At 66.0% G+C, this 24472-nt stretch carries 18 protein-coding genes; 7 read left to right on the top strand and 11 right to left on the bottom strand.

The genetic code is table 11. From position 1 onward, the window contains the following. Positions 1–44 precede the first annotated feature (44 nt). Complete coding sequence (locus ASD22_RS08950; protein ID WP_056084040.1) at positions 45–1370, bottom strand: amino acid permease; 1326 nt, start codon at positions 1368–1370, stop codon at positions 45–47. Between the two features lie 212 nt (positions 1371–1582). Between ASD22_RS08950 and ASD22_RS08945 the strand changes: the two genes are divergently transcribed. The 5 genes from ASD22_RS08945 to murD all read left to right on the top strand — a co-directional run bounded on the left by ASD22_RS08945 (position 1583) and on the right by murD (position 9436). After that, positions 1583–3100: a fumarate hydratase gene (locus ASD22_RS08945; RefSeq protein WP_056081992.1), complete on the top strand. Its 1518-nt coding sequence runs from the start codon at positions 1583–1585 to the stop codon at positions 3098–3100. A 339-nt stretch (positions 3101–3439) separates the two neighbouring features. Further along, positions 3440–6067 carry a bifunctional aspartate kinase/diaminopimelate decarboxylase gene (locus tag ASD22_RS08940; RefSeq protein ID WP_082520257.1) on the top strand — a complete coding sequence of 876 codons (2628 nt, stop codon included), beginning with the start codon at positions 3440–3442 and terminating at the stop codon, positions 6065–6067. Positions 6068–6152: 85 nt separating this feature from the next. Further along, positions 6153–6557 (top strand): endonuclease domain-containing protein, encoded by a 405-nt coding sequence (locus ASD22_RS08935; RefSeq protein WP_056081987.1) that lies wholly within the window; start codon positions 6153–6155, stop codon positions 6555–6557. Beyond that, positions 6554–7927 (top strand): UDP-N-acetyl-alpha-D-muramoyl-L-alanyl-L-glutamate epimerase, encoded by a 1374-nt coding sequence (gene murL / locus ASD22_RS08930; RefSeq protein ID WP_056081983.1) that lies wholly within the window; start codon positions 6554–6556, stop codon positions 7925–7927. The genes ASD22_RS08935 and murL overlap by 4 nt, the downstream gene beginning before the upstream one ends. 135 nt (positions 7928–8062) lie before the next feature. After that, positions 8063–9436: a UDP-N-acetylmuramoyl-L-alanine--D-glutamate ligase gene (murD, locus tag ASD22_RS08925; RefSeq protein WP_056081980.1), complete on the top strand. Its 1374-nt coding sequence runs from the start codon at positions 8063–8065 to the stop codon at positions 9434–9436. A gap of 84 nt (positions 9437–9520) precedes the next feature. Here the strand turns inward: murD and ASD22_RS08920 are convergent, their stop codons facing one another. Beyond that, positions 9521–10156: a TetR/AcrR family transcriptional regulator gene (locus ASD22_RS08920; RefSeq protein ID WP_200946348.1), complete on the bottom strand. Its 636-nt coding sequence runs from the start codon at positions 10154–10156 to the stop codon at positions 9521–9523. A 121-nt stretch (positions 10157–10277) separates the two neighbouring features. On the opposite strand from ASD22_RS08920, the gene ASD22_RS08915 reads away from it, so the two are divergent. Further along, entirely contained in the window at positions 10278–11822 is a 1545-nt protein-coding gene (locus ASD22_RS08915) for an FAD-dependent monooxygenase (RefSeq protein ID WP_200946347.1), read from the top strand. 109 nt (positions 11823–11931) lie between these two features. Here the strand turns inward: ASD22_RS08915 and ASD22_RS08910 are convergent, their stop codons facing one another. Beyond that, the gene (locus tag ASD22_RS08910; protein WP_056081972.1) at positions 11932–12819 is read right to left on the bottom strand and encodes an alpha/beta hydrolase; all 888 of its coding nucleotides are present in this window, start codon (positions 12817–12819) and stop codon (positions 11932–11934) included. A 158-nt stretch (positions 12820–12977) separates the two neighbouring features. On the opposite strand from ASD22_RS08910, the gene azu reads away from it, so the two are divergent. Then, the gene (azu, locus tag ASD22_RS08905) at positions 12978–13607 is read left to right on the top strand and encodes an azurin (protein ID WP_056081969.1); all 630 of its coding nucleotides are present in this window, start codon (positions 12978–12980) and stop codon (positions 13605–13607) included. 91 nt (positions 13608–13698) lie between these two features. Here azu and ASD22_RS08900 read toward each other — a convergent pair whose 3' ends face one another. The 8 genes from ASD22_RS08900 to ASD22_RS08865 all read right to left on the bottom strand — a co-directional run bounded on the left by ASD22_RS08900 (position 13699) and on the right by ASD22_RS08865 (position 24464). Next, complete coding sequence (locus tag ASD22_RS08900; protein ID WP_056084039.1) at positions 13699–14130, bottom strand: type II toxin-antitoxin system death-on-curing family toxin; 432 nt, start codon at positions 14128–14130, stop codon at positions 13699–13701. 10 nt (positions 14131–14140) lie between these two features. Beyond that, positions 14141–14362: an AbrB/MazE/SpoVT family DNA-binding domain-containing protein gene (locus ASD22_RS08895; protein WP_056081966.1), complete on the bottom strand. Its 222-nt coding sequence runs from the start codon at positions 14360–14362 to the stop codon at positions 14141–14143. Positions 14363–14510: 148 nt separating this feature from the next. Continuing rightward, positions 14511–15179, bottom strand: coding sequence for a glutathione S-transferase family protein (locus ASD22_RS08890; protein ID WP_056081964.1), 669 nt, complete (start codon positions 15177–15179; stop codon positions 14511–14513). A 27-nt stretch (positions 15180–15206) separates the two neighbouring features. Beyond that, positions 15207–15659 carry an SRPBCC domain-containing protein gene (locus ASD22_RS08885; protein ID WP_056081961.1) on the bottom strand — a complete coding sequence of 151 codons (453 nt, stop codon included), beginning with the start codon at positions 15657–15659 and terminating at the stop codon, positions 15207–15209. After that, positions 15656–16012 carry a metalloregulator ArsR/SmtB family transcription factor gene (locus ASD22_RS08880; protein WP_056081958.1) on the bottom strand — a complete coding sequence of 119 codons (357 nt, stop codon included), beginning with the start codon at positions 16010–16012 and terminating at the stop codon, positions 15656–15658. The genes ASD22_RS08885 and ASD22_RS08880 overlap by 4 nt, the downstream gene beginning before the upstream one ends. A gap of 88 nt (positions 16013–16100) precedes the next feature. Then, positions 16101–19847 (bottom strand): translocation/assembly module TamB domain-containing protein, encoded by a 3747-nt coding sequence (locus ASD22_RS08875; RefSeq protein ID WP_056081955.1) that lies wholly within the window; start codon positions 19845–19847, stop codon positions 16101–16103. A gap of 146 nt (positions 19848–19993) precedes the next feature. Then, positions 19994–21766 carry an autotransporter assembly complex family protein gene (locus ASD22_RS08870; protein WP_056081951.1) on the bottom strand — a complete coding sequence of 591 codons (1773 nt, stop codon included), beginning with the start codon at positions 21764–21766 and terminating at the stop codon, positions 19994–19996. 97 nt (positions 21767–21863) lie between these two features. Then, positions 21864–24464 carry a glycosyltransferase family 2 protein gene (locus ASD22_RS08865; RefSeq protein ID WP_056081947.1) on the bottom strand — a complete coding sequence of 867 codons (2601 nt, stop codon included), beginning with the start codon at positions 24462–24464 and terminating at the stop codon, positions 21864–21866. Between the last annotated feature and the right edge of the window lie 8 nt (positions 24465–24472).

Genomic DNA, 24472 nt, shown 5'->3' with positions numbered 1-24472 from the left:
CTCCTTGGCGGGTATCGCCCTATTGTGACATTGCCGCCCCGGGCTCAGGGTGCCGCGCGGCTGAACAGCCGGCGCCAGACCACGTACACCGGCACGCCGGCCAGCATGATCAGCGCGCCGATGCCAGCATTGCGCGGGTTGTCCAGCATGGTCATCACCACCACCCACGCCACGATGCCGATGAACAGCAGCGGCAACCACGGATAACCGGGCACGCGGAAGCTGGCGGTGCCGCCATCGCGCTGGCGGTACCAGAACAGCGTGGCCACGCCTGCGGCGCAGGCCAGCCAGTCGCCGAAGGTGGCGTAATCCAGCAATTGGCCGTAGCTGCCTGACAGCGCCAGCACGACCGCCCAGCCGGACAGCAGCAGCAGCGCCGTGTTCGGCGTGCGGTAACGCGGATGCAGCCGCGCCACCGCGCGGAAGAACAGGCCGTCTTCGCCCATTACCTGCAACACGCGCGCGCCGGCCACCAGGGTGATGTTGCAGAAGCCCAGGGTGGAAATCGCCACGCCCAACGCGATCACTTTCGCCCCGGTGGGGCCGAGCACGCGCTGCATCACGTCGGCCGCCGGCGCCATGCTGGCGGCCAGCCCGTCGTGGCCGAGCACCGCGAGGTAGGCCACGTTGACCAGCACGTAGGCCACGATCACCAGCAGCATGCCCAGGGTCAGTGCGCGCGGCAGCGTGCGTTGCGGATCGCGCACCTCGCCAGCCAGGTTGTTGAGGTAGGTGAAGCCGGAGTAGGCGAACAGCACCGGCAACGCCGCACTGACGAAGCCGACCCCGTGGCGCGCCGGGTCAACCGCCAGCACCTGGCTTTGGCCGGCCCCGGCGAGGAACAGGCCCGCCACCACCAGCGCCGCCACCGCCAGCAGTTTCAGCACGGAAAACAGGTTCTGGATCTGCGCGCCGAGCCGCAGGCCGAACAGGTTCAGCCCGGTCACGAACACCAGCGCGCCCACCGTCAACGGCAGCGACCACGCCGTCGAAAGTCCGAACAGCGACGCGGTGTAGCTGGCGAAGATCGTCGCCACCGCCGCGCTGGAGCCGGAGTAGATCACCAACAGCATGGTCCAGCCGAACAGAAACCCGGCCAGCGGCCCGAATGCCTCGCGCAAGTAAACGTAAGTACCGCCGGCATGCGGCCGGCGCGCACCCAGCTCGGCGTAGCACAGCGCCCCGATCAGGGTCAGCACGCCCGCGCCGGCCCACACCAGCAGCAGCGCCAGCCCCGACTCCGTACGCTGCGCGGCCACCCCCGGGCTGAGGAAGATGCCGCCACCGATGATGCCGCCGACCACGATCAGCGCGGCGTCCCAGGGGCGCAGGCTGCGCAGGTAGGTATCGGGTTTCGTGGGCGTGGACATCGAATCGGACGGCAATTGAAAAGCGCGACAGCATGGCGGTGCGCTGCGCGCCCGGCAAGCTGTGCCGGCTTTTTCGGCGTGTGCGGCACGCTGGCGCGCCCCGGTTTTGCCCGTGCGGGAGCAGAACGATGCGGCCCGCTTGCGGCACAATAGGCGGCTTGTATGCGGCAAAAACCGCCCACAGCCCTCGTCCCCGCCATTCAAAGCCAGCCATGACCACCATCAAGCAAGCCGACCTGATCCAGTCCGTCGCCGACGCGCTGCAATACATCAGCTATTACCACCCGGTCGATTACATCAAGGCGCTCGCCGCCGCCTACGAGCGCGAGGAAAGCCCTGCCGCGAAGGATGCGATGGCGCAGATCCTGATCAACTCGCGCATGGCCGCCGAAGGCCACCGGCCGTTGTGCCAGGACACCGGCATCGTCACTGTGTTTTTGAAAGTGGGCATGAACGTGCGCTGGGACGATGCCACCATGTCACTGGAAGACATGGCCAACGAAGGCGTGCGCCGCGCCTACCTGGACCCGGACAACAAGCTGCGCGCCAGCGTGCTGGCCGACCCGGCCGGCAAGCGCGTCAACACCAAGGACAACACGCCGTCGGTGGTGAACATGTCGATCGTGCCCGGCGACACGGTCGAGGTGATCGTGGCGGCGAAGGGCGGCGGCTCCGAGGCGAAATCGAAATTCGCCATGCTCAACCCGTCCGACTCGATCGTCGACTGGGTGCTGAAAACCGTGCCCACCATGGGTGCCGGCTGGTGCCCGCCGGGCATGCTCGGGATCGGCATCGGCGGCACCGCCGAGAAGGCGATGCTGATGGCGAAGGAATCGCTGATGGAGTCGATCGACATCCAGGAACTGATCGCACGCGGCCCGGCCAATCGCGCCGAGGAACTGCGCATCGAGCTGTTCGAGAAGGTCAACGCGTTGGGCATCGGCGCACAGGGCCTGGGCGGCCTCACCACCGTGCTCGACGTCAAGGTCAAGGATTTCCCCACTCACGCGGCCAACCTGCCGGTGGCGCTGATCCCCAACTGCGCCGCCACGCGCCACGCGCATTTCGTGCTGGACGGCTCAGGTCCGGTGATGCTCGATCCGCCTTCGCTGGAAGACTGGCCCAAGCTCACCTACGACGCCTCGAAGGGGCGCCGGGTGAATCTGGATACGGTGACGAAGGACGACGTGGCCAGCTGGAAGCCCGGCGAAACCCTGCTGCTCAGCGGCAAGCTGCTCACCGGCCGCGATGCCGCGCACAAGCGCATGGTGGAGATGCTGAACAAGGGCGAGCCGCTGCCGGTCGATTTCAACGGCCGCTTCATCTACTACGTGGGCCCGGTCGATCCGGTGCGCGAGGAAGTGGTCGGCCCCGCCGGCCCCACCACCGCCACGCGCATGGACAAGTTCACCGAGCAGGTGCTGGCGCAGACCGGCCTGCTGGGCATGGTCGGCAAGGCCGAGCGCGGTCCGGCCGCGATCGAGGCGATCAAGAAGCACCAGTCGGTGTACCTGATGGCCGTCGGCGGCGCGGCGTACCTGGTGTCGAAAGCGATCAAGGCCTCGCGCGTCGTGGGTTTCGCCGATCTCGGCATGGAGGCGATCTACGAATTCACCGTGGAAGACATGCCAGTCACGGTGGCCGTCGATTCCGCCGGCAGCTCGGTGCACCAGACCGGGCCGCGCGAGTGGCAGGCCCGCATCGGGAAAATCCCCGTCTTTATCCAGTAAAAGCCGTGCGCGCAGCGCACCCGTTTGCCTCCTCCCCCTGCGGGGGAGGATTGAGGAGGGGAGCGCCCGGTAGCCGCAGCACCCATCAAGCAAAAGCATCCCACCCCAGCCCTCCCCTGCGAGCAGGGGAGGGGGAAAGCGGCGAGGCCACGCGCATCCTCGCCTCCCTTGCCGTCCACACCAAAAGCCACGCCACCACTTTGGACGTCCAAACGGGTTGCCGTTCCTCGCTCGTTCATTCATCATGACGCGTTGCAACACTGATTCGACCCCGGCGCGGCAATGACGCGCCAGCGCATGAGACTTCCCAATCCCTCCAACAACCAACGGCGACTGACCGTGACCGCTTCCGTTTCCCAAGCTTTGCCCTCCCACGCCCCCTGGATCGTCATGAAGTTCGGCGGTACCAGCGTGGCGACGCTGCCGCGTTGGCAGAACATCCGCGAACTGGTGGCCAGCCGCCGTGCCGAAGGCGCGCGTGTGCTGATCGTCGTTTCCGCGCTGTCCGGCATTACCGACGCGTTGAAACAACTGTGCGCGCAGGGCGACAAAAGCAAACGGATCGAAGCGGCCGCGGCGATAAAACAGCGTCACCACGATCTGCTGGAGCAGATGCAGCTGGCGGCGCCCGAGGGCTTGCTGGCGCGGCTGGACGACTTGGCGAAACTGGCCGAGGACGGCTCGCGCGTGCTGGGCGAACTGGCCTGGCAGGCGCAGGTGCAGGCGCACGGCGAGTTGCTGTCCAGCACGTTGGGCGCGGCGTTCCTCAGTGCCACCGGCGTCGCCACGCAGTGGCTGGACGCGCGCGAATGCCTCACCGCGATCGCCTTGCCGAACCAGAACGAGCGCACCCGCCTGCTCTCGGCGATGGTGGAGGCGAAGCCCGATCCGGTGCTGACGGCGCGGTTGGCGGGACTGGGCGAAGTTTTCATCACCCAGGGTTTCATCGCCCGCGAAGGCCGCGACGACGGCGTCGCTGGCCGCACCGTGCTGCTGGGTCGCGGCGGTTCGGATACCTCGGCCGCCTATCTGGGTGCGCTGCTGAAGGCGCAGCGGGTGGAGATCTGGACCGACGTGGCCGGCATGTTCACCGCCAACCCGCGCCAGGTCACCGGCGCGCGGCTGCTGCAGCGGCTGGATTACGAGGAAGCGCAGGAAATCGCCTCCACCGGCGCCAAGGTGCTGCATCCGCGCTGCCTGTCGCCGCTGCGCGAGCCGCGTGTGCCGCTGCTGATCAAGGACACCAACCGGCCCGAGCTGGAGGGTACGGTGATCGGCCCCGAGGTGCGCGAGCACGCGCCCAGCATCAAGGCGATCAGCGCGCGCAAGGGCATCACCCTGATCTCGATGGAGTCGGTGGGCATGTGGCAGGAAGTGGGTTTCCTGGCCGACGTGTTTGCCTATTTCAAGCAGCACGGGTTGTCGGTGGATCTGATCGGCTCGGCCGAAACCAACGTCACCGTGTCGCTGGACCCGGCCGAGAACCTGCTCGATTCTGACGCCATCGCCGCGCTGGCCACCGACCTGGCCAAGGTGTGCCGGGTCAAGGTGATCGCGCCCTGCGCCGCGATTTCGCTGGTGGGGCGCGGCATGCGTTCGATCCTGCACACGCTGTCCGGCGTGCTGGCGGAGTTCGGCCAGTTGCGCGTGCACCTGATCTCGCAGTCGTCGAACAACCTCAACCTCACCTTCGTGGTGGACGAGGAGGTGGTCGACGCGCTGGTGCCGCACCTGCACGATCTGCTGATCGGCGCGGGCGCGTTGCGCACCGACGACAGCGCGCTGTTCGGGCCCAGCTGGGAAGCGCTTTATGGTCGCGGCGACGTGGCCCCCGCGGTGGCATCGTGGTGGCGCACCGAAGAGCGGCAACGGCTGCTGGACATCGCCGCCAAGGCCACGCCGCGCTATGTCTACCATCTGCCCACGGTGCGCCAGCAGGCGCGCGAACTGAAAAAGCTGGCGGCGGTGGACCGGCTGCATTACGCGGTGAAGGCCAACACGCACCCGGCGATCCTGGGCGCGCTGGCCGAGGAAGGTTTCGGCTTTGAGTGCGTGTCCCCGGGTGAGTTGCGGGCGGTCATCGCGGCGGTGCCGGAATCCGCGCCGCTGCTGTTCACGCCCAACTTCGCGCCGCGCGAGGATTACGCGTTCGCGCTGACCACCCGGGCCACCGTGTCGCTGGATGCGCTGCACCCGCTGCAGTACTGGGGCGAGCTGTTCCGCGACAAGGAGATCGTGCTGCGGGTCGATCTGGGCCGCGGCCTGGGCCACCACGAGAAAGTGCGCACCGGCGGCAGCGGCAGCAAGTTCGGCTTGCCGGTCGACCAGCTCGACAGCTTCCTGCGCCTGGCCGATGCGCATGGGGTGATCGTGCGCGGCCTGCACGCACACCTGGGCTCGGGCATTCTCGATGACAGCCACTGGGGCGAGGTCTACGGCCAGCTGGCCAGCCTCGCCGAGCGCATCGGCAGCGTCAGCTTCATCGACATCGGCGGCGGCCTGGGCGTGCCATCGCACCCGGGTGAGGCGGCGCTGGACATCGCCGGCCTGGACCGCGTGCTGCGCGACGTGAAGACCGCCTACCCGCATTACCAGTTGTGGATGGAGCCGGGCCGCTACCTGGTGGCCGACGCCGGCGTGCTGCTGGCGCGCACCACCCAGCAGAAGGGCAAGGGCGCGTTCCGTTACCTCGGCATCGACACCGGCATGAACAGCCTGATCCGCCCCGCGCTGTACGACGCCTGGCACCAGATCGTCAACCTCACCCAGCTCGACGCGCCGGCCACCGCGCTGTACCAGGTGGTGGGCCCGATTTGCGAAAGCGGCGACGTGCTGGGCACCGACCGCCGCCTGCCCGAGGCCAACGAAGGCGACGTGATGCTGATCGCCCAGGCAGGCGCCTACGGCAAGGTGATGTCGTCGCCGTACAACTTGCGCGATGAGGCGGAAGAGGTGGTGATCGAGTAGCGCTTCTGCCTCCTCTCCCCTTTGGGGAGAGGATTGAGGTGAGGGGCCACGCCGCCGTAAATACCCAACGAAGGAGCGTTCAAGGATGAAACGCATCAACGTGGATCGCGCGCGTGGATTGCGTCGCGCGATGACGGATGTAGAGCGGTTGTTGTGGCGATACCTGCGTAACCGCCACTTGTCGGGATGGAAATTCCGCAGGCAACACGAAGTAGGCCATTACATCGTCGATTTCGTCTGTGCGGAGGCCATGCTGGTCGTCGAGCTGGATGGCGGTCAACACGCCGAGCTAGTGGATTACGACGAGCATCGGACGCAGTATCTGCACTCCATGGGTTACCGCGTGCTGCGTTTCTGGAACAATGATGTGTTGGCCAATATCGAGAGCGTGCTTGAGGTGATTCTGGAGGCCGTGGCAAGCCCGGCCCCTCACCCCAGCCCTCTCCCCATCGGGGAGAGGGGGCTTGGCATGCCGGAGAGTGAAAAGTGACAACGACAATTCAACCGCGCCTGACCCAGGTATTCCGCTTCGTGCGGGCCAACTACGCCAATGGCGTGGCCGAGCTGGCGTACGAGTTCGACGATGGCGAGGAGCTGGTCGAACGGATCAGCTTTCCGAATGCGCCGGCCATCCCCGCCGCCCGCGCCGCTGCGTTCGAGGCGGCGCTGAAGCTGCTGCATCTGGTCGCCGGCATCAGCTACTACAAAGCCGGCGTGCCGCCGAAGATCGAGCTGGCCGATGGCCCACTCGACGAGGCCACCGCCGACCTGCTCGACACCTTGTACCTGCATGGCTTGGCCGAGTTTGCCTACCGCAACGGGCTGGACCTGCGCGGACGCATCGCGTTCCCACGCGCTCTTCCCCCCTCTCCCGCTGACGGGAGAGGGGCCGGGGGAGAGGGCAGTGCCCCCACGCTGGGCCTCCCGAAGCACACCCTCGTCCCCATCGGCGGCGGCAAGGATTCGCTGGTGGCGGTGGAGGCGATCAAATCCATCGGTGGTGACGCCACCGCCGTATGGGTGGGCAACTCGCCGCTGATCGCCGCCTGCGCCGAACGCACCGGCTTGGCCCTGCTGAACATCCAGCGTGAACTGGCGCCGGGGCTGTTCGAGCTGAACCAGCGCGGCGCGTGGAACGGCCACATCCCGGTGACCGCGGTGAACTCGGCGATCCTCGCGGTGGCGGCGATCCTGTACGGCCACGACTCCATCGCCTTCGCCAACGAGCGTTCCGCCTCGGCGGCCACGCTGGAGTACGAAGGCCAGCAGGTGAATCATCAGTGGAGCAAGGGCTACCTGTTCGAGACCTTGCTCAACGACTGGCTGCACAGCCATGTCGCCGCGGATCTCGATTACTGCTCGCTGCTGCGCCCGTACTCCGAGCTGGCGATCACCCGTGCGTTCGCGAAGCTGACGCCGTATTTCGACGTGTTCTCCAGCTGCAACCGCAACTTCAGGATTCTTGGCCCCAAGCCGGTGGATCGCTGGTGCGGGCAGTGCCCGAAATGCCATTTCGTGTTCCTGGCGCTGGCGCCGTTCCTGCCCAAGCCCCGGTTGCTGTCGATCTTCGGCCGCAACCTGCTGGATGACGAAACACAGACGGCCGGCTTCGATGCGCTGCTGGAATACCAGGACCACAAGCCGTTCGAATGCGTGGGCGAGGGCGCCGAGGCGCGTGCCGCGATGTACGCGCTGAGCCAGCGGCCGGAATGGCAGGAAGACGCCCTGGTGGCCCGTTTCATCAACACCATCCTGCCCCAGCTCGATGTCTCGCAGTTGGCGCTGGAACCCTGGCTGCAGCCGTTGGGCGAACATCGCGTACCGGTCCGGTTGCAGGGCGCGATGGCGACCATCGGTTGATGGATGTGCCCAACGCCTCGGTGCCTCCTTGTAGGAGCGACTTCAGTCGCGATGCTCTTGCTTTCGCAACACGACGAGAAGCGTCGCGACTGAAGTCGCTCCTACAGGAATCCGCGGCGTGACGGGGCCGCTACCATGCGCATCGCTGATCTAACCGGCCATCGCGTCGCCATCTGGGGCTTCGGCCGCGAAGGGCGCGCAGCCCTCCGCGCGCTGCGCCAGCGCTGCCCCGACCAGCATTTCACCGTGTTCTGCAGTGCCGCCGAGGTCGAGGCGGTGCGTGCGTTCGATGCGGCGCTGGAGGTGATCGCAGGCGAACCGGATGCCGCCGCGTTGGCCCGGTTCGACATCGTGGTGAAATCGCCCGGCATCTCCGCCTACAAACCGGCACTGCTCGCCGCGCAGGCGCAAGGCACGCGATTCACCTCGGGTACCGCGCTGTGGTTCGGCGAGAATCCGGCGGCACGCGTGATCGCCGTCACCGGCACCAAGGGCAAGAGCACCACCAGCGCCTTGATCGCGCACCTGGCGCGCGCGCTGGGCGTACGCACCGCGCTGGCCGGCAATATCGGCCTGCCGTTGCTGGAGTTGCTCGACCAACATGCTGACCTGTGGGTGATCGAGTTGTCCAGCTTCCAGACCGGCGAGGCCGGCCCGCTGGAACTGGGCGTGATCACCAGCCTGTACGAGGAACACCTGGACTGGCACGGCTCGCGCGAGCAATACGTCACCGACAAACTGCGCCTGGCCGACGTGTCGCGCCAATGTCTGGTGAACGCGTTGCAGCCGGCGCTGCTGGAACGCACGCAACACCATCCTCATCGCCTGCTGTTCGGCCGGTCGGAAGGCTGGCACGTCGTCGACGCTTTCATCTGCCGTGGCGCGCAGCAGGTATTCCCGATCGCGCAACTGGCCGCGCCAGGCTTGCACAACGCGCTGAACGCCTGCGCCGCGCTGGCCGCGCTGGAAGCGTTGGGCATGGATGCGCTGGCTGCTGCGCCCGCGCTTGCACGTTTCCGCCCACTGCCGCACCGGCTGCAACCGCTGGGCGAACACGGCGGTTGGCATTGGGTCAACGACTCGATCAGCACCACGCCGCTGGCCACACTGGCCGCGCTGGAAAGCCTGCATGGCCGCGCGGTGACCGTGCTGGTCGGCGGTCATGATCGCGGGCTGGACTGGACGCCGTTCGTCGACGCGATGCGCCACGCGCCGGCCCACGCGATCATCTGCATGGGCAGCAACGGCGCACGCATCGAAAGCGCGCTGCGCACGGCTGGGGTCGTCTGTCCGGTCCTGCTGGTGGGCAATCTCGCCAGTGCGGTCGAAACCGCCAAAACCCATACGCCCGAAAACGGTGTGATCCTGCTCTCGCCGGGTGCGCCGAGTTTCGACCAGTTCAGGGACTATGCGGAGCGCGGGCGGAGGTTCAGTGCCTTGGCCGGCTTTGATGCGGCAAACATTGCCAGCATCGACGGGCTGGGTATCGAGGGAAGTCCGCACGACTGACCAGGCCGCACAGGCTGTCCGACGGTAATCCGCGCACGATGCTTTCGCTGTTCCGACGCCAGCCGCACGGGTTTGCGACCGATGTCAGGAGCCATGGCCGAACTGCTTCGCCAGCAGCGTGAAACCTTGGCGGACGTAGTACGCCATCGGCCGCGCCGCATCGCTCTGCTTCCACTTCTCCAATGCCAGGCGCAACGTGCCGATCGCCACCATGGCGACCAGTCGAAGCCCCTCCCGTCGTGCCGGCGACGGCCACCGTTCGCACATCGCTTCCAGCAGGACCTGTTCGGTTTCCACGAAGACGGCTTCCTTGCGGGCGCGGAGGGCTTCGGTGGAGTGCATCAGGCGGTCGAAGGCGACGGATTCCTTTGTCTCGTAGCGGGCGGCGAGCTTGATCAGGCACTTTCTGGCGACATCGATGGGTGCCTGGTCAGGCGACTCGGCGAGCATCGCGGGCCGGAGTGCTTCGCGAAAACCGCTGTCGTGGGCGGACAGCAGAATCGCTTCCTTGGACTTGAAGTAATGGAAGAAGGTGCGGCGCGAAATGCCGGCGGCGCTGGCGATCGCGTCGACGGTGGTGGTTTCGTAGCCGTGCTTCACGAACAGCTTCAGGCCTATTTCGATGATGCGTTCATGGGTCTCATGACGCTTGCGCTCGCGTAGGCCCCGGGGCGGTTCTGACGCAGTTTCCATAGCCATGTTTCTCGCGCCTTCTTGCAAGGTTGCACTGGGTGCAATAATAATACTGCACTCAGTGCAATTATGCAGGCGGGTCGGTGGTGCCTCAATCGGGCCTTCGCGCCGTTGCCAGTTGTTGACTCCAAGCGTAAGGAATGATGCCTTGACCCATGACGTTGTGATTGCCGGCGCCGGCCCCGTCGGCCTGTTTCTCGCCTGTGAGCTGCGCCTTGCCGGTGTCTCGGTGCTGGTGCTGGAGCGGGCCGAGGATCCGCATTCGTCGTTGAAACGGCTGCCGTTCGGCATGCGCGGCCTGTGGGCGCCCAGCACCGACGCTTTCTACCGGCGGGGCATGCTGGACGACATCATGATGCCGCAGGCGGCGGGTATCGGCTTTGGCAGCGGTGCGTCGGCCACCGCGCCAGGCTCCGGGCGGCCGCGCCGCCCAGCCGGGCATTTCGCGGGCATCCAGTTCGACTACGACAACATTGATACGTCGAAGTGGCTTTATCGTCTGCCCGGTTCGCCGATCACGAATGTGGCGTCCGACATGGCGCACATCGAGGCCGGCCTCATCGCGCGCGCCAGTGCAATGGGCGTGGAGATCCGGCGCGGGATCGAGGTGGAGGGTTTTGTGTCGTCCGATGACGGCGTGACGGTTCGTGCCGGTGGCGAATCGTTTCGCGCACGCTGGCTGGTCGGCTGCGATGGCGCCCGCAGCACGGTGCGCAAGGCCGGCGGTTTCGAGTTTGCGGGCACCGAGCCCGAGTTCACCGGCTACTCCGTCCAGGTCGAGCTCGCCGATCCGGGCCAGCTCAGGCCGGGTCGCAATTACACCCCGACGGGCATGTATGCGCAGGGGCAGCCCGGCGATATCGCGATGGTCGAATTCGATGGCGGCGCATTCCATCGTAACCAGCCGCTCACGCAGGAGCATGTGCAGGCCGTTTTGCGGCGCGTTGCGGGCGTCGACGTGACCTTGACCGCGTTGAAGGCGGGCACCACCTGGACGGATCGCGCCTGTCAGGCCACCACGTACCGCAACGGACGTGTACTGCTCGCTGGCGACGCCGCGCATATCCATTCCCCACTGGGCGGTCAGGGGCTGAATCTGGGCCTGGGCGATGCGATGAATCTGGGCTGGAAACTGGCTGCGGTCATCCGCGGCGATGCACCGGCCGATCTGCTCGACAGCTACGAGCGCGAGCGGCAGCCGGTGGGCGAGCAGGTACTTGACTGGTCGCGCGCGCAGGTCGCCTTGATGCGTCCGACCCGCAATGCGCGCGCGCTCGAGGCGATCATTCGGGACATCATCGACACGCGCGACGGCGCGACGTATTTCGCGGAGCGCGTGTGGGGCGTTTCCATCCGTTACGACCTCGGTAGCAGCCATCCGCTGGTGGGACGCAGCGCTCCCGATTTCGAGTTGCTCGACGGCAGGAGGCTCGGCGAGCTCCTTCGGAACGGGAAGGGCCTGCTGCTGGACTTCGATGCGGATGCGTCGTTGCAGTCGCTGGCGAGCCAGTGGAGCGGGCGGATCACGTATGTCGCCAGCGAGGTCAATGATCGGCTGGGAGTGAATGCCATGCTGGTGCGTCCGGACGGCTTTGTCGCCTGGGTCGGCGCAGGCCGCTTCGATCGGGATGAAGCCTTTCGGGCCGCATCCCGATGGTTTGGCGAACCCGGGGGCGTGCGCCAGGCCACCTGAAGCGTGTGCTGGTCGATACCTGGCTGCGGACGATCGGGAAGATCCGCGCTGATGCACGCGGGCGCCGCCGCTCCTGATGATGAGCGGCGGGCAGTCGATCAACCTGCCGTCATTTGGCCTTCGGCTGCGGATCGAGGTGCGGCGACGTCGATGGTGCGGGGTGGCCGAGGAAGCCGCTGTCGCTGAGCCAATCCTCGATCTGCTGGGGCGAGTGTTTCAGCGACACCAGATCCGTGCGCTCGCCCAGATTGTAGGCGTGGCCGCCGGCCCGGTAGATATGCAGCTCGGCCGATGCGCCACCCTTGCGATAGGCGTTGAGCAGGTCGATCGGTGGTTGCGAGCAGCACTGGTCGTCATTGGCCGCGGCCAGAAAGATCGGCGGCGAGTCGGGGGTAACGTGTTCGGCGGCGTGCAACGGCCCGGGGAAGATCAGGATCGAAAAGTCCGGACGCGCGCTCAGCTTGTCGATGCTGTCGCCCTTGCCGCGCGCCGCGACGGGCGGGCTCAAGGTCACCATCCGCGCCAGTTCGCCACCGGCGGAGAATCCAATGATGCCCACGCGTTGCGGATCGACATGGAATTGCTTTGCGTGTGCCCGGATGAAGCGCATGCCGCGCTCGGTATCGGCGCGGGCGTCGTCGAGTTTGTACGGAGAACCCTCCTCGCGGAACAGGCGATAGCGCAGCACGAACGCGGCGACGCCGCGCTGATTGAGCCATTCGGCCACCGCCGATCCCTCGCTCGTCGTCACCAGCAAGGTGTGCCCGCCCCCCGGGACGACCAGCACCGCGGTGCCATTCGCCTTGGCTGCGTCGGGCAGGTAGGCGGTGACGCTGGGATTGTTGACGTGCTTGGTCCAGTAATCCTTGGAGATTTCGGGGATGGAGGCGCGCGCCTCGAAGCCCGGCACGCCGCCCTGCCAGAGCGGGAAGCGCTCCTGCGCGGACGCGGCGCAGGCGAACAACAGGCACACAGCGAATAGGGCAAGACGTTTCATGCGGATCCCCTGTAGGTGGTCGCGCCACCATCAACCGAGCGCCCAATGCTGTCAAGCGAGCGACATGCAAGCGATTCGTTACGCACGGGAGAACGCATCTTCACGTCGCCGACAGCATTGCCGCCGGATGATGTCGCTTTGGCCACGGAGAAGAGACGATGATCAATACCAAGCTCGGCATTCTCGCCGCCGCCTGCGCGTTCGCGCTGGCCGCATGCAGCGACAAGCAACCCGCGGAGGCGCCACAAGCCGCACCCACCGCTGCGACACCGGCACCGGCACCGACCGAAGCGGCGCCGCAGGATTCAATGCAGGCGATGACCCCCGCCGCATCTGCCGCTCCGGCCACTCCCGCCGCTGATGTGAACGCCGCGGCCAACGGCAAACCGACCGCGCAGATCACGGATTGCTCGACCGAATTCGAAGGCACGGATGCGATGCAATACAGCATCTCGTCGATCGTGGTGCCGGCCTCGTGCACGGACTTCAAGATCACCCTCAAACACACCGGCAAGCTGCCGGTGGCGGCGATGGGCCACGACGTGGTGATCACCAAGACCTCCGACATGGAAGCGGTGGACGCCGATGGCCGCGCTGCCGGTCAGGACAATGGCTACGTGAAAGCCGACGACCCGCGGGTCATTGCCCATACCAAGCTGATCGGTGGCGGCGAAACCACCTCGGTCAGCTTCCCGGTCAGCAAGATCAAGGACGGCGGCCCGTACACGTTCTTCTGCAGCTTCCCGGGACACTCGGCGTTGATGAAGGGTTCGATCAGCGTGCAGTAGGGACGGCGGTGGCCTGTTGCGCGGGATCTGGGCGAGATGTCTGACCGCATGTTCCGCGCAACGGATTTGTCTTGGGGCGGAGCGACAGATGCTAGCGGCGCCCGTAACGAACGCGCGGCTCGTTCACGCGTTCGCCGGTATCGAACCGGACATGCTCGCGCAACCAGTCGGCGAAGTCGGTTTCGGTCAGGGTGCCTTCGGCGAGGGCGACATAGCACGGATAAAGTTCAAGATCGTCAGCATCGAGGATGCCGCCGTTGAGCATGATGAAGGCCTCGCACACCACGGCAGCCGTGCGCTTGTTGCCATCGACGAAGGGATGGTTGCGGGCCAGGCCGAAGGCGAGACTGGCTGCGAGGTCGACGAGGTCTGGCGGTGGGTCGCCATAGGCATGCTTTTGCTGTAGGTGGGCAAGGGCGGAATCCAGCAGACTTTCGTCGCGCACGCCGACGCTGCCGCCATGCTCGGCCAACTGGCGTTCGTGGATGGCGACGGTGAGTGCCTTTTCGATCCAGACGATCATGTTCATCTGCCTACTGCGCCAGTTTGTGCAGCAGGGTGCGGCGCTTGCGCATAACCTCCTCGGCCACTTCCATCTGTTGTGCCAATTTGGGGTCATAAGTGGTGAGCCGAACGCCGTTGGGGGTTTCCAGCGCGAACAGTTCGTCGCCTTTTTCCAGACGCAGACGGGCCAGCAGTTCGCGGGGCAGGATGACGCCGGCGGAGTTGCCGATGGTGGTGATCTTCAGTTTCATGGGCGGCCTCGGACAGGTTATAACGTATGTTATACGCAGCCGCAGATTGGAGGCAAAGCGTTTGAACCCCGCGCCGAGCGCACTGGCTACCCCTGCATAAACCCGAACATCGTGTCGGCCGGAGGTCAGGTGACCGGCAACGACGGTACTAGGCCGCCACCGGGTCCGGCACGAAATCCGCCATCTGGTCGCGCAAGGCTTTCTGGAAGGCAGGGCGTGCCTCGCAGCGTTCGCTATGCGCTTTCAGCGTGGGAAACTGCGCCAGCAAATCGGTATGGCGCAGGTTGCGCAGCACGGTGACCATCAGCAGATCGGCCGCGGTGTAGCGTGTCTCCAGATATTCGCGTTCGCCCAGCCAGGCGGCGAGCGCGCCGAGTCGTTTCCTGACGGTACCTTCCACTTGTGGGCGGCGTTGCCCGGTCCACGCCTCGTCGCCGTGGAACAGGTCGATGCCCGTCAGTTCCTGCACCGAGGGCTCGATCGAATTGAGCGCGGCGAACAGCCATGTCCGCACCCGAGCGCGGCTGGCGGCGTCGGGCGGCATCAGCACGTCTGACTGCTCGGCGATGTGCAGCACGATGGCGCCGGACTCGAACAGCTTGATGCCGTCCTGTTCGTAGGCGGGCACCTGGCCGAACGGTTGCCAGGCGAGGTACTCCGCGCTGTCCTTTTCCTTGTGGTCGATCAACTCGACGCGGTAAGGCAGGCCGGCTTCTTCGAGCGCCCAGCGCACGCGCAGGTCGCGTACCAGGCCTTGCGCGAAGGCGGGCACCCAGCGATAGGCGGTGACGGTAATCGGGAGCGTGTCGGTGGTCATCTCGTTTCCTCTTTGTGCACGTGGTACTCAGCGGGCGAGCAGGGTTTCCAGCAGTTGCAGCGCAGCGGTCCAGCCGTGGCTGTGGCTGAGGGCGGCGTCGTGATCCGGCATGCGTTCATGGGTGAGCACGATCTCGGTGCTGGAGAGGGCCGGGTGGAAGTCCACCGTCACCAGCGTCTCGGCGTGGTGCGTGGCGTCGGAAATCCAGGTAAAGACCAGCTTGCGGTTGCGTTCGATCACGCGGTATTCGCCGTGGTGGCGCTTTGGCCCGTCGGGGTAGTGCATCAGCACCTCGAAAGCTCCGCCCACGCGCGCGTCCACCGTGGCCGTGCTGAGCGCGTCGGTGCCGGGCCGCATCCATTGCGCCAGGCTTTCGGGGTCGAGCCAGGCATCGAACAATTCGTCGACGGTGGCGGGAATGGTCCGCTTGACCACGACCTTGCCGCCTTCGTTGGCGACGGGGGTTAGTGTTTGTGTCATTGCTTGCTCCCGTGTTTGTCCGTGTGGCGTTTCTTGACGACGAAGTCTTCCAGTGCAGCCAGTCGGTCGGTCCAGAACTGGCGATAGAACTCAAGCCAGCCGGCGGCTTCCGCCATCGGCCCGGCGTTGAGCGACAACACGTGTTCGCGACCTTGCACGGTGCGCGTGACCAGCCCGGCGCGTTCGAGCACGCGTATGTGTTTGGAGGTGGAGTTCAGCGAAATCGTGAATGCGCTGGCCAACTCGGTCACGCGCGCGTCCGATTGCGCCAGCCGCGCCAGGATCGCGCGGCGCGTGGCATCGGACATGGCGCCGAACAACGCATCCAGGTGAGTGGCTTGATATTCATCCATAAGGGTGAATATATGTGTGTGCCGAGTTCAGGTCAAGCTGCCAGGAGGAAAATTCCTGGTCGGCGGATTTCGTTGCCGACGGGCGGCGCTACTTCTCAATCCGGTAATTGAAGCTGGCGCGGCTGAAGTCGGTGGCGTTCTGCGCCTCGAAACTCCAGCGGTGGCTGAGCCGGTAGCGCAGGGTGATCACCGTGCCCGGCTCGAACAGGCCGACGCCGTAGCTCAGGTACAGCCGTGGCGACAGGTACTTGCCCACGGTGAAGGCCGACTCGCCACCGAGCGCCTCGTTGCTGGACACGCCGATGTCGTCCACGCCGATCTCCGAGCCGATGCGTTTGGCCAGCAGGTTGCCCGCGGCCGAACCCAGCGCCTGGGCGGCGGCGCCCACCATGTCGCCTTCGCCGCCCTTCACGTCGGACAGCGGCTTGCCGGTGATCAGGTACGACAATGCATCGGATTGCTCCATCACCGGGTTGGAGAAAACCGTCAGCACCGGCCGCTGTGCGGTGCCGGCGATATACAGGCCAACCTCCTGGCCCTCGTCGATGGTGGCGTTGGGATTGATCTTGCGCGTGGCGCGGATGTTCAGGCCCGGGTTGTCGATCGGCGTGCTGGCGAACAGCAGCTGGCCGTGCTGGATCTGCAGGTTCTGCCCGTAGGCGCGATAAGTGCCGCTCACCGCGACCTGGCCTTGCCCAGTCGTGGCATGACCGGGTCGCTCGTTGACGGTGAGCAGGCCAGTGACGCGGCCGTCCAGCCCCATTCCGACCACATGCGTGCGCCGACCCAGATCGACCTTGACGTGGGCGGTGATGGGCAACCGGCTGGCCGCTTGTTCTTCGTGCTGCTCGTCCACCACCACGACATCGGGTGATGCTTTGACGCTGCCGTTGCCGGCCAGCCGGTCGGCATTGATGTCGGCGCTGTCGATCCCCACGCTGCCGCCGATATCCAGCCCCTGGGCGTCCTGCTTCACGACCAGATCCGGCGAGAGCACCACCTTGGCCGCGGGAATGTCGGCGGCCGTGACGTCGCTGCCCTTGAGCGTGATGGCGGTAGTCGCGCCGGCACCGATGCCGGCCACGCCATTGATGGCGACGCTGCCTTTGCCGGATTGCACGCTGCCGTCCAGCCGGAACTGCTGCGCATTGATGGTGTTGATGGCGAGATTGCCATGGCTGAGCTTGAGTCCGACGGCAGGCAATTCGGCGGCGAACTCCGCCAGGTCGGCATGGCCGGTAACGGCCGGTTGCTGCAAGGTGCCGGCGAAATTGAAGCTACCGTCGAGCTTGCCCTTGGCGTTGGCCACGTCGGTGCTCAGCAATTCGATGAAGGCCAGGTTGCGCAGCCGCAGGTCGAGCTGGCCGGCCAGGTTCTGTTGAGCGCCGCTCAGCGTGAGATGGCCGTCCAGACGCCCATTGTCGTCAAGGTTGCTGTGCAGCTCGATGCGCTGGCTGCCTGGCGCGAGTGTGGCGGCAAGGTGCAGCTGATCGTAGCGGAGCAGGGGCTCTTCGCTGCGATCGGTATACGTGATGGAGCCGCGGGTCGAGCTGATTCCGGCGGTACCGGTGAGTGCACCGGCGGCGCTACGGCGAACCTTGCCTTCGCCCTCCAACGTGCCGTCGGCACGCAATGGCAGGTCGACGTTGCCGCTGGCGCTCAGCAGCAAGGCCAGCGGCAATGCATGCAGGCGGTAGCTGGCATCCAGGTTGCCGCCCTTGTCGCGGCTGGCCGCCACACACAGGTGCGGATCGCCGGCGGTGAGGCAAAGTTCGGACAGGCTCGCGGCGCCGTTGCGATAGCGCAGCGACGCGGTTTGCTGCAAGCGCCACTCGGGCATACCCTGCGGGGCAAGGTCGAGCGTTTCCAGCGTACCGTCCCAGTTCGCGCCCTTGCTTGAACCATGCAGCGCCAGCCGGCCGGAAAGTTGCGTGCCGCGCGCGTCCAGGGTCAGGCGGTGGTTGGTCTGGCTGCCCTCGGCAAGCAGGTGGATCTGCTGGAACGCCAGCCCCTGCAGCCAGGCGCCGGTGGCCTGCACGTCGAGTTTCCCGGCAGGACGGCTGATGTCGCGCACGCCAAGGATCAGTTGCAGCGCGTCGACTTTTTGCTGCTGCCAGGAAAGTGAGCGGCCATGGAGTTGTCCGTTGATGGCGAGTTCGGGCGGCTTGCCGCGTATCGAGAAATGGCCGTCCAGACGTCCGCTGGCATCAGGCAACCAGTCGGACAGCGAGGCGATCGCCAGTTTCAGTTGCGCGTCGTTGCTGGCGCCGGGTTTGGCATCCAGCCGGATCGTGCTGCCGCCGGAGGCCAGGTCGAGGCTGCCGTCCACAACTTCGTTTGGCGACAGGTGCAGCTTGCCGTGGCCGCTGACCGCGCGTTGGCGCAGCTCGCCACCCAGCTTGCGGATCTCCAGCGTTGCGTCGGGGCCGTTGTCGGGCAGCGAGCCATGGCTGGCAAGGTCGAAATCCAGCGCGCCATTCCAGCCGGCGAACAACTGCCCGGGGTCGAAGCGATCGGCATTGACCTGGGCCTGCCACGCCAGCATCGGTTGCAGGGTCAACGTGCCGCTGGCGCGCACGTTGCCTTGCGCCTGCTGCAGCGCCAGCGTGTGCAGCACCAGTGCCTGCGTGCTGCCATCCAGATCGAGCGACAACGCGGCCAACTTGCCGGGTGGTCCGATCGCGACGTCGCCCTCGGCGTGATACTTCGCCATGCTGCCATGGACGTTGATCGCACCGTGACTGGCCAGCTCCTGCCCGACCAGCTCCTGCGGCAGCAGCAGGTCGCTCCAGCGGACGTCCAGCGCCGCGGTGACCGGTTGCGCAGTCAGGCGTACGGTACCGGTGGCGGCGAGGTTGCCCTTCAGCCGGGGCGAGCTGAGGTTCAATTGCTGCAGCGTCAAGGTGTCAAATGCGGGGTCGAAGCGGGCGCGCAGCGGCTGCAACAGCAACGGGTAATCGTTGAGGTCGAGTCGACCTTCCAGGGTGCCGCCGTAGCGATCGCCCTGGCCTTTCAGCGTGGCGCCCACGGTATCCAGCGAACTGTCGCCCAACAGTACCTGGGGGTCGAAACGCGGCACATCGAGCGCGGCGGTCCAGGGGTAATCAGCGCTCTGGGTCAGCTCCAGTCGCAGATGCAACGCGCTGGGCCGGGTGAGCGTCAGATCGATGTGGGCGAGCTTGCCATCGCTCCGCGCGTTCAGTTGCCCGGCAAGATCGGTGTCACCCAGCTTCCAGCGAAAGCTGGCCTTGCTGTCGCCGGCGTAGCCGGTGCCGATGGCCAGCGTGCCGCCGAGCTGCACGTGGCCGTCCGGCGCCTGCAGCGCCAGCTGTTTCAGTACCAGCCCGCTGTCGGTCCAGCTGCCGGACAGATCGAGCTGATTGGAGATGAACACCACCGCGCCGCCCTGGCGGATCGCCATCGAACCCACGCGTACGCGGTCGAGCACCAGCTGCACCGGCGGTTTCAGCGAGAACGGCGTGGCCTCCTGCGACGATGGCGCGCTTTGCGGCAACGCCACCTCGACGCCGTCCGCGTCGAGATCGAGCACGTGCACACGGCGGGCCAGCAGCGGCCAGAGGCGAACGTGCAGGTGTGCCTTTTCCACCTTCACCACGGTGCCGTTGCCGTCGTCGTACCGCAGGCCGGCGACATCGATCGGCCCGGCCAGATGGCCGCGGGCTTGCTGCACGGTCAGCGCGCCCTGGGTAAAGCCTTCGGCCCGGTCCAGCGCAAAGCGCAACCCGGCATCGCTGCCAAGCAGCCACCACAGCGCCGCCGCCGCAACCAGCAGCAGGGTGGCGAGGGTGAGGGCGATGCGTTTGAACCACTTCATGCGCGAGGAGGCCGGGAATGGGGAATAGTGAATAGGGAATGGGAAAAGACAGCACGCGTCGCGTGCTGTCTATCCTTCAGGTTGATCGCCATGTTCACGGATGAGGTTCTCCGATTCTCCATTCTCGATTCCCTATTCCCGGCCTCTCACAAATCCGGCCCAATCACCAGGTGCAACTCCACACCGTGGGCGTTGGCGTCGTGGATCGGCGTGCCGACGTCGACGCGGATCATGCCCACCGGGCTCAGCCAGCGGACGCCCAGGCCGGCGCCGATGCGCGGTCGATAGTCGGTGCCGGTGAATGCGTTGCCCGCGTCGACGAAGGCGGCCATGCCCCATCGACGGGTGAAGTAGTGCTCCATCTCGGTGCTGGCCACCAACAGGTTGCGCCCGCCAATCACGCGGCCGGCGCCGTTGCGCGGGCCGATCGACTGGAAGCCGTAGCCACGCACCGAGCGGTCGCCACCGGCAAAGAAGCGCAACTGCGGTGGTAGCGCGGAGAAGTCGCTGGTGCGGGTGATGCCGGCGCTGCCGCGCAGGATCAGCCGGTTGCGGCTGCGTTCGCCGAAGGCGCGAATCCATTTGGCATCGGCGGTGAACTGGCTGAAGCTGGCATTGGAAAGCAGCGTGCCCGCGGTGCTGCGTGCGGCCAGGCTGACCGCCCAGCCATGCCGCACGAAAGTGGCGTTGTCGGCCTTCTTGCGTGACAGCGACGCCTCGCCGAACACCAGCGTGCTGCGGCCGTGATCGATGCCGGGGGTGTTGTCCGGCTCGTTGCCGCGCTTGCCCACGGTGAACGTGCCCGACAGCGCATGTACGCCGAGGGTGCGCACCCAGCCGTGCCATTGCCGCGTCTCGTTGCCCACCAGCTCCAGCGTGCGGGATTGCGAGGTGGTGGTGTCGGCATCGCGGAAATTGGCGCCGAAGTTGTAGCTGCGCTGGTTGGGGCCGGGCAGGGGGATGGAATACAGGGTGGACAGCGTTTTCAACCGTTGCGCCACCACCAGTTCGTTCTTCCACTTGTGACCGCGCCGGTTGACCCAGCGACGCTCCATGCCGCCGCGCATGCCGAAGCCCGTGTCGGTGCCGATGAACGGGCCGCCGGTGTAGATCGTGCGCTTGGCCGGCACAAGCTGCACGGTGACATCGACCACGCCGGCGTGGGCTTCGTCCACATCGGGCAGCACGTTGACCACCGAAAAATAATCGGCACCGTTCAACGCCTGTTGCAGTGCCAGCAATTCGTTCTGTTCGAAATAGTCGCCGGATTTGAACGGCACGTAGCGGTCCAGAAAGCCTTCGTTGAACTGCGAGCCCTCGAAGCGCACCTTGCCGTAGCGGTAGCGCGGGCCCGCCTGCCAGGCCAGCTTGATCACCGCGCTGCGATCCGCACGGCGCACCTCCACGCGATGGGTGAGCAGGCGTGCGTCGAGGAAACCCTGGGCGGTCAATTCCGCCGAGAGGTCATCGCGCGCGGCGTCGTACACGCCGTGGTTCAGCACCTGGCCCTGCAATCGTTCGATCACGCGCCGCGCGCGGCGGATCGAACCGATGCGCGAAGCGGTTTCATCCAGTTGCAATTCCACCGCCGTGACTTTCACCGGCTCGCCCGGCTTCACGTGCAGCGTCACCAGCCAGTCGTTGCCGCGCGGCAGGAGATCGCTGGTGACGGTGGCATCGTAATAACCGTAAGGCTCCAGCGCGGTGCGCACCTGCTCCGGCGCGCGCTCCACCAGTCGCCGCACCTGCGCATCGCTGACGTCGCGCGTGGCGTACTGCGAAAGATCCACCGCCGCCACCACCGCGTTGCGCAGGGGATCGTTCACGCCATCGACGACCAACTGCACGTTTGCCTGTGCCAGCAGCGGCACGAGCCACAGCGGCAGCAGGAGACTCAGGCGTCGGAACATTCGGCGCATCCGCGATGGCAACCTTCAGGAACGTGAGGGCAGCTTACCGAAGCGCGCGTGGGCGTCGTATGAACCTGGCGCCCATCCGGATACTGGCGATGCCGGATCAACCGGCCTTGTCGCCGGCCTTGTGCGCGATCCACGCGCCAATCACCGCCGAGAAGTACGGGATCGACTGCGCGCTGAGGATGAAGATCCACAACGTGCCCTCGATGTAGCGCGTACCGAAGCCCGTGGCCATGCCGATCACGCACAGCACCAGCGCGATCGCCATCAGCAATTCCTCGCGTACCGGTGCGAACGCGGCGAAGCCCGATTCACCCAGCCGGCGGCTCTTGGCGGTCACCACGAACGATGTTTTCTCGCGCGTCAGTCCGTGCAGGATGCCGCGGGCGATCGCATGCGAGAGCCCCATGCTGGCCAGCGACGCCATCAAGGTGTCGTACCAGCCGCACGGCACGCGGGCGCGGTACAGCACGATGCCGAAGATCGCCTTGGCGAAGAAGAAACCGATCACCGGGATCAGGAACAGCTGCATCGGCAGGCTGAACAACTGCGGGAACGCCACCATGCCGGCGGTCCAGAAAATCGCCATCAGGGTGAAGATCAGGTGCAGCGCATCGGCAAACCAGCTGAACCAGCCGGTGAGGAAGTGGAAGCGCTGGCCGGCCGTGAGCGGGCCGCGTTGGGTCATCCAGTTCCAGCGACCCTTGAGGATCTGCATGGCGCCGAACGCCCAGCGATAGCGCTGGCTCTTGTACGCCTTGAAGTCGGCCGGGGTCAGGCCCTTGCCCATCAATTCGTCGACGTAAACCAGCTCGTAGCCGGCGTGCATCAGGCGCAGGCCCAGCTCGGCGTCTTCGCAGATGGTCCATTCCGACCAGCCGCCAGTACCTTCCAGTGCGTTGCGCCGGACCATCGTCATGGTGCCGTGCTGGATGATCGCGTTGCGCTCGTTGCGATGGTGCATGCCGATGCGGAAGAAGCCGTCGTATTCCCACGCGGTCATGCGGCGGAAGGTGTTGTTCTCGAACTCGCGGTGCGCCTGCGGGCACTGCACCACCGCCACCTTCGGGTCATGGAAATACCCGGTGAGCGTGGCCAGCCAATCGGGGCGCACTTCGTAGTCGGCGTCGATCACCGCCACCACGTCGGCGGCCGGGTCGGTTTCCTTCAGGCCGAAGTTCAGCGCGCCGGCCTTGTAACCGGGCCACGGCTCCAGGTGGAAGAAGCGGAAGCGCTTGCCCAGCTTCTCGCAGTACGCCTGCACCGGTTTCCACACATCCGGGTTCTTGGTGTTGTTGTCGATCACCAGCACTTCGAAGTTGGCGTAATCCAGCGCGGCCAGCGAATCGAGGGTGACGATCACCATCTCCGGCGGCTCGTTGTAGCAGGCCAGGTGGATCGACACGAACGGCTGCTTTTCCGGCGGGTCGGGCCGAAGCATGCCGGCATGGCGCATCCACTTCCGTCGCCACAGCACCTCGGTGAACTCGAAGCCGTTGATCAGCAGGATCGCCAGGATCGCGATCTGCGCCGGGAACAACAGCACCAGCATGGTCCAGTCGACCCAACTGAGATAGAAGTTGAATGGCAGCGTGGCCGACCAGGTGATCAAGCCGCAGGCGAGCTGGATCAGCATGCAGAAGAACAGCCGCCCCATCAGCTTGAAGCGGCTGAAGCGGCGCGCGAACAGGATCATCGGCAGCAGCGCCAGCAGGCTGGCGGCCAGCGCCTTCCACGGCCAGGCGGTGTCCTCGGTGACCGGGCCGGTGAACGGGAATTTCAGCTGCCGGTCGGCATTGAACATGCCCCAATACGCGCCGGTGCGGCCTTCGCCCAGGCCTTCTTTCCACGGCTGGTCGAACGCTTCCATCACGTAGTAGTCGATGTGCTGCTCGCGCGCCGCGTTGAACCACTGGCGCAGGAAGATCGCCTCGTTCGACACCGACGGCGTGGCGTACTGGAAACGGTCGCCGTTGGACGGCCAGCCGATTTCGCCCACCACCACTGGCTTGTTCGGGTACAGCTGGCGCAGATGGTTGTAGCGCGACAGCGCGTCGGCCAGCGCATCCTTGCGGTCGATGCCGTTCCAGTAGGGGAACAGGTGCACGGTGATGAAGTCGACGTGCTGCACCAGCTCGGGATATTCCTCCCAGATGTGCCACGGCTCGGCGGTCGACACCGGCTGATGCAGCGCGGCGCGCACGCGATCGAGATACGTCATCAGTTGCTCGGGGCTGATGTCGTTGCGCAGCAGCACCTCGTTGCCCACGATCACCCGGTTGACCGTGCCCGGGTAGTGCCGGGCCTGGGCGATCAGGGTTTCGATTTCCTTCTCGTTGTTGTCCAGCCGCCGGTCGATCCAGGCACCGGCCATCACCTTCAGCCCCTCGCGCTCGGCCAGCCGCGGCACCTGCGGGTTCTGCAGCATCGAGTAGGTGCGTACGCGCGAGGTGTACTTGCTGACCAGCTTGAGGTCGCTGTCGATCTCCTCATCGCTGGGGAAATCGCTCTTCAGCGGGCTCTGGTAGCGCTGGAAGGCCGACAGCGCGAAGCCGCCGATCTTGCCGTGCCAATCCTCCGGCCCGTGCGGCAGGTTGCCCCACCACCACAGCCCGATATTCATTGACGCCACGATCAGCGCCAGCACCACGGCGGAGAGCAACGGAAACCGGCTGTGCTGCTTTGCTGCGTTGGCGCTCAAAGAAAAAC

The organism is Rhodanobacter sp. Root480, from assembly GCF_001426645.1.
GTDB classification, from domain to species: Bacteria; Pseudomonadota; Gammaproteobacteria; order Xanthomonadales; family Rhodanobacteraceae; genus Rhodanobacter; species Rhodanobacter ginsenosidimutans.
This window is presented reverse-complemented; position numbering and strand designations above follow the sequence as displayed.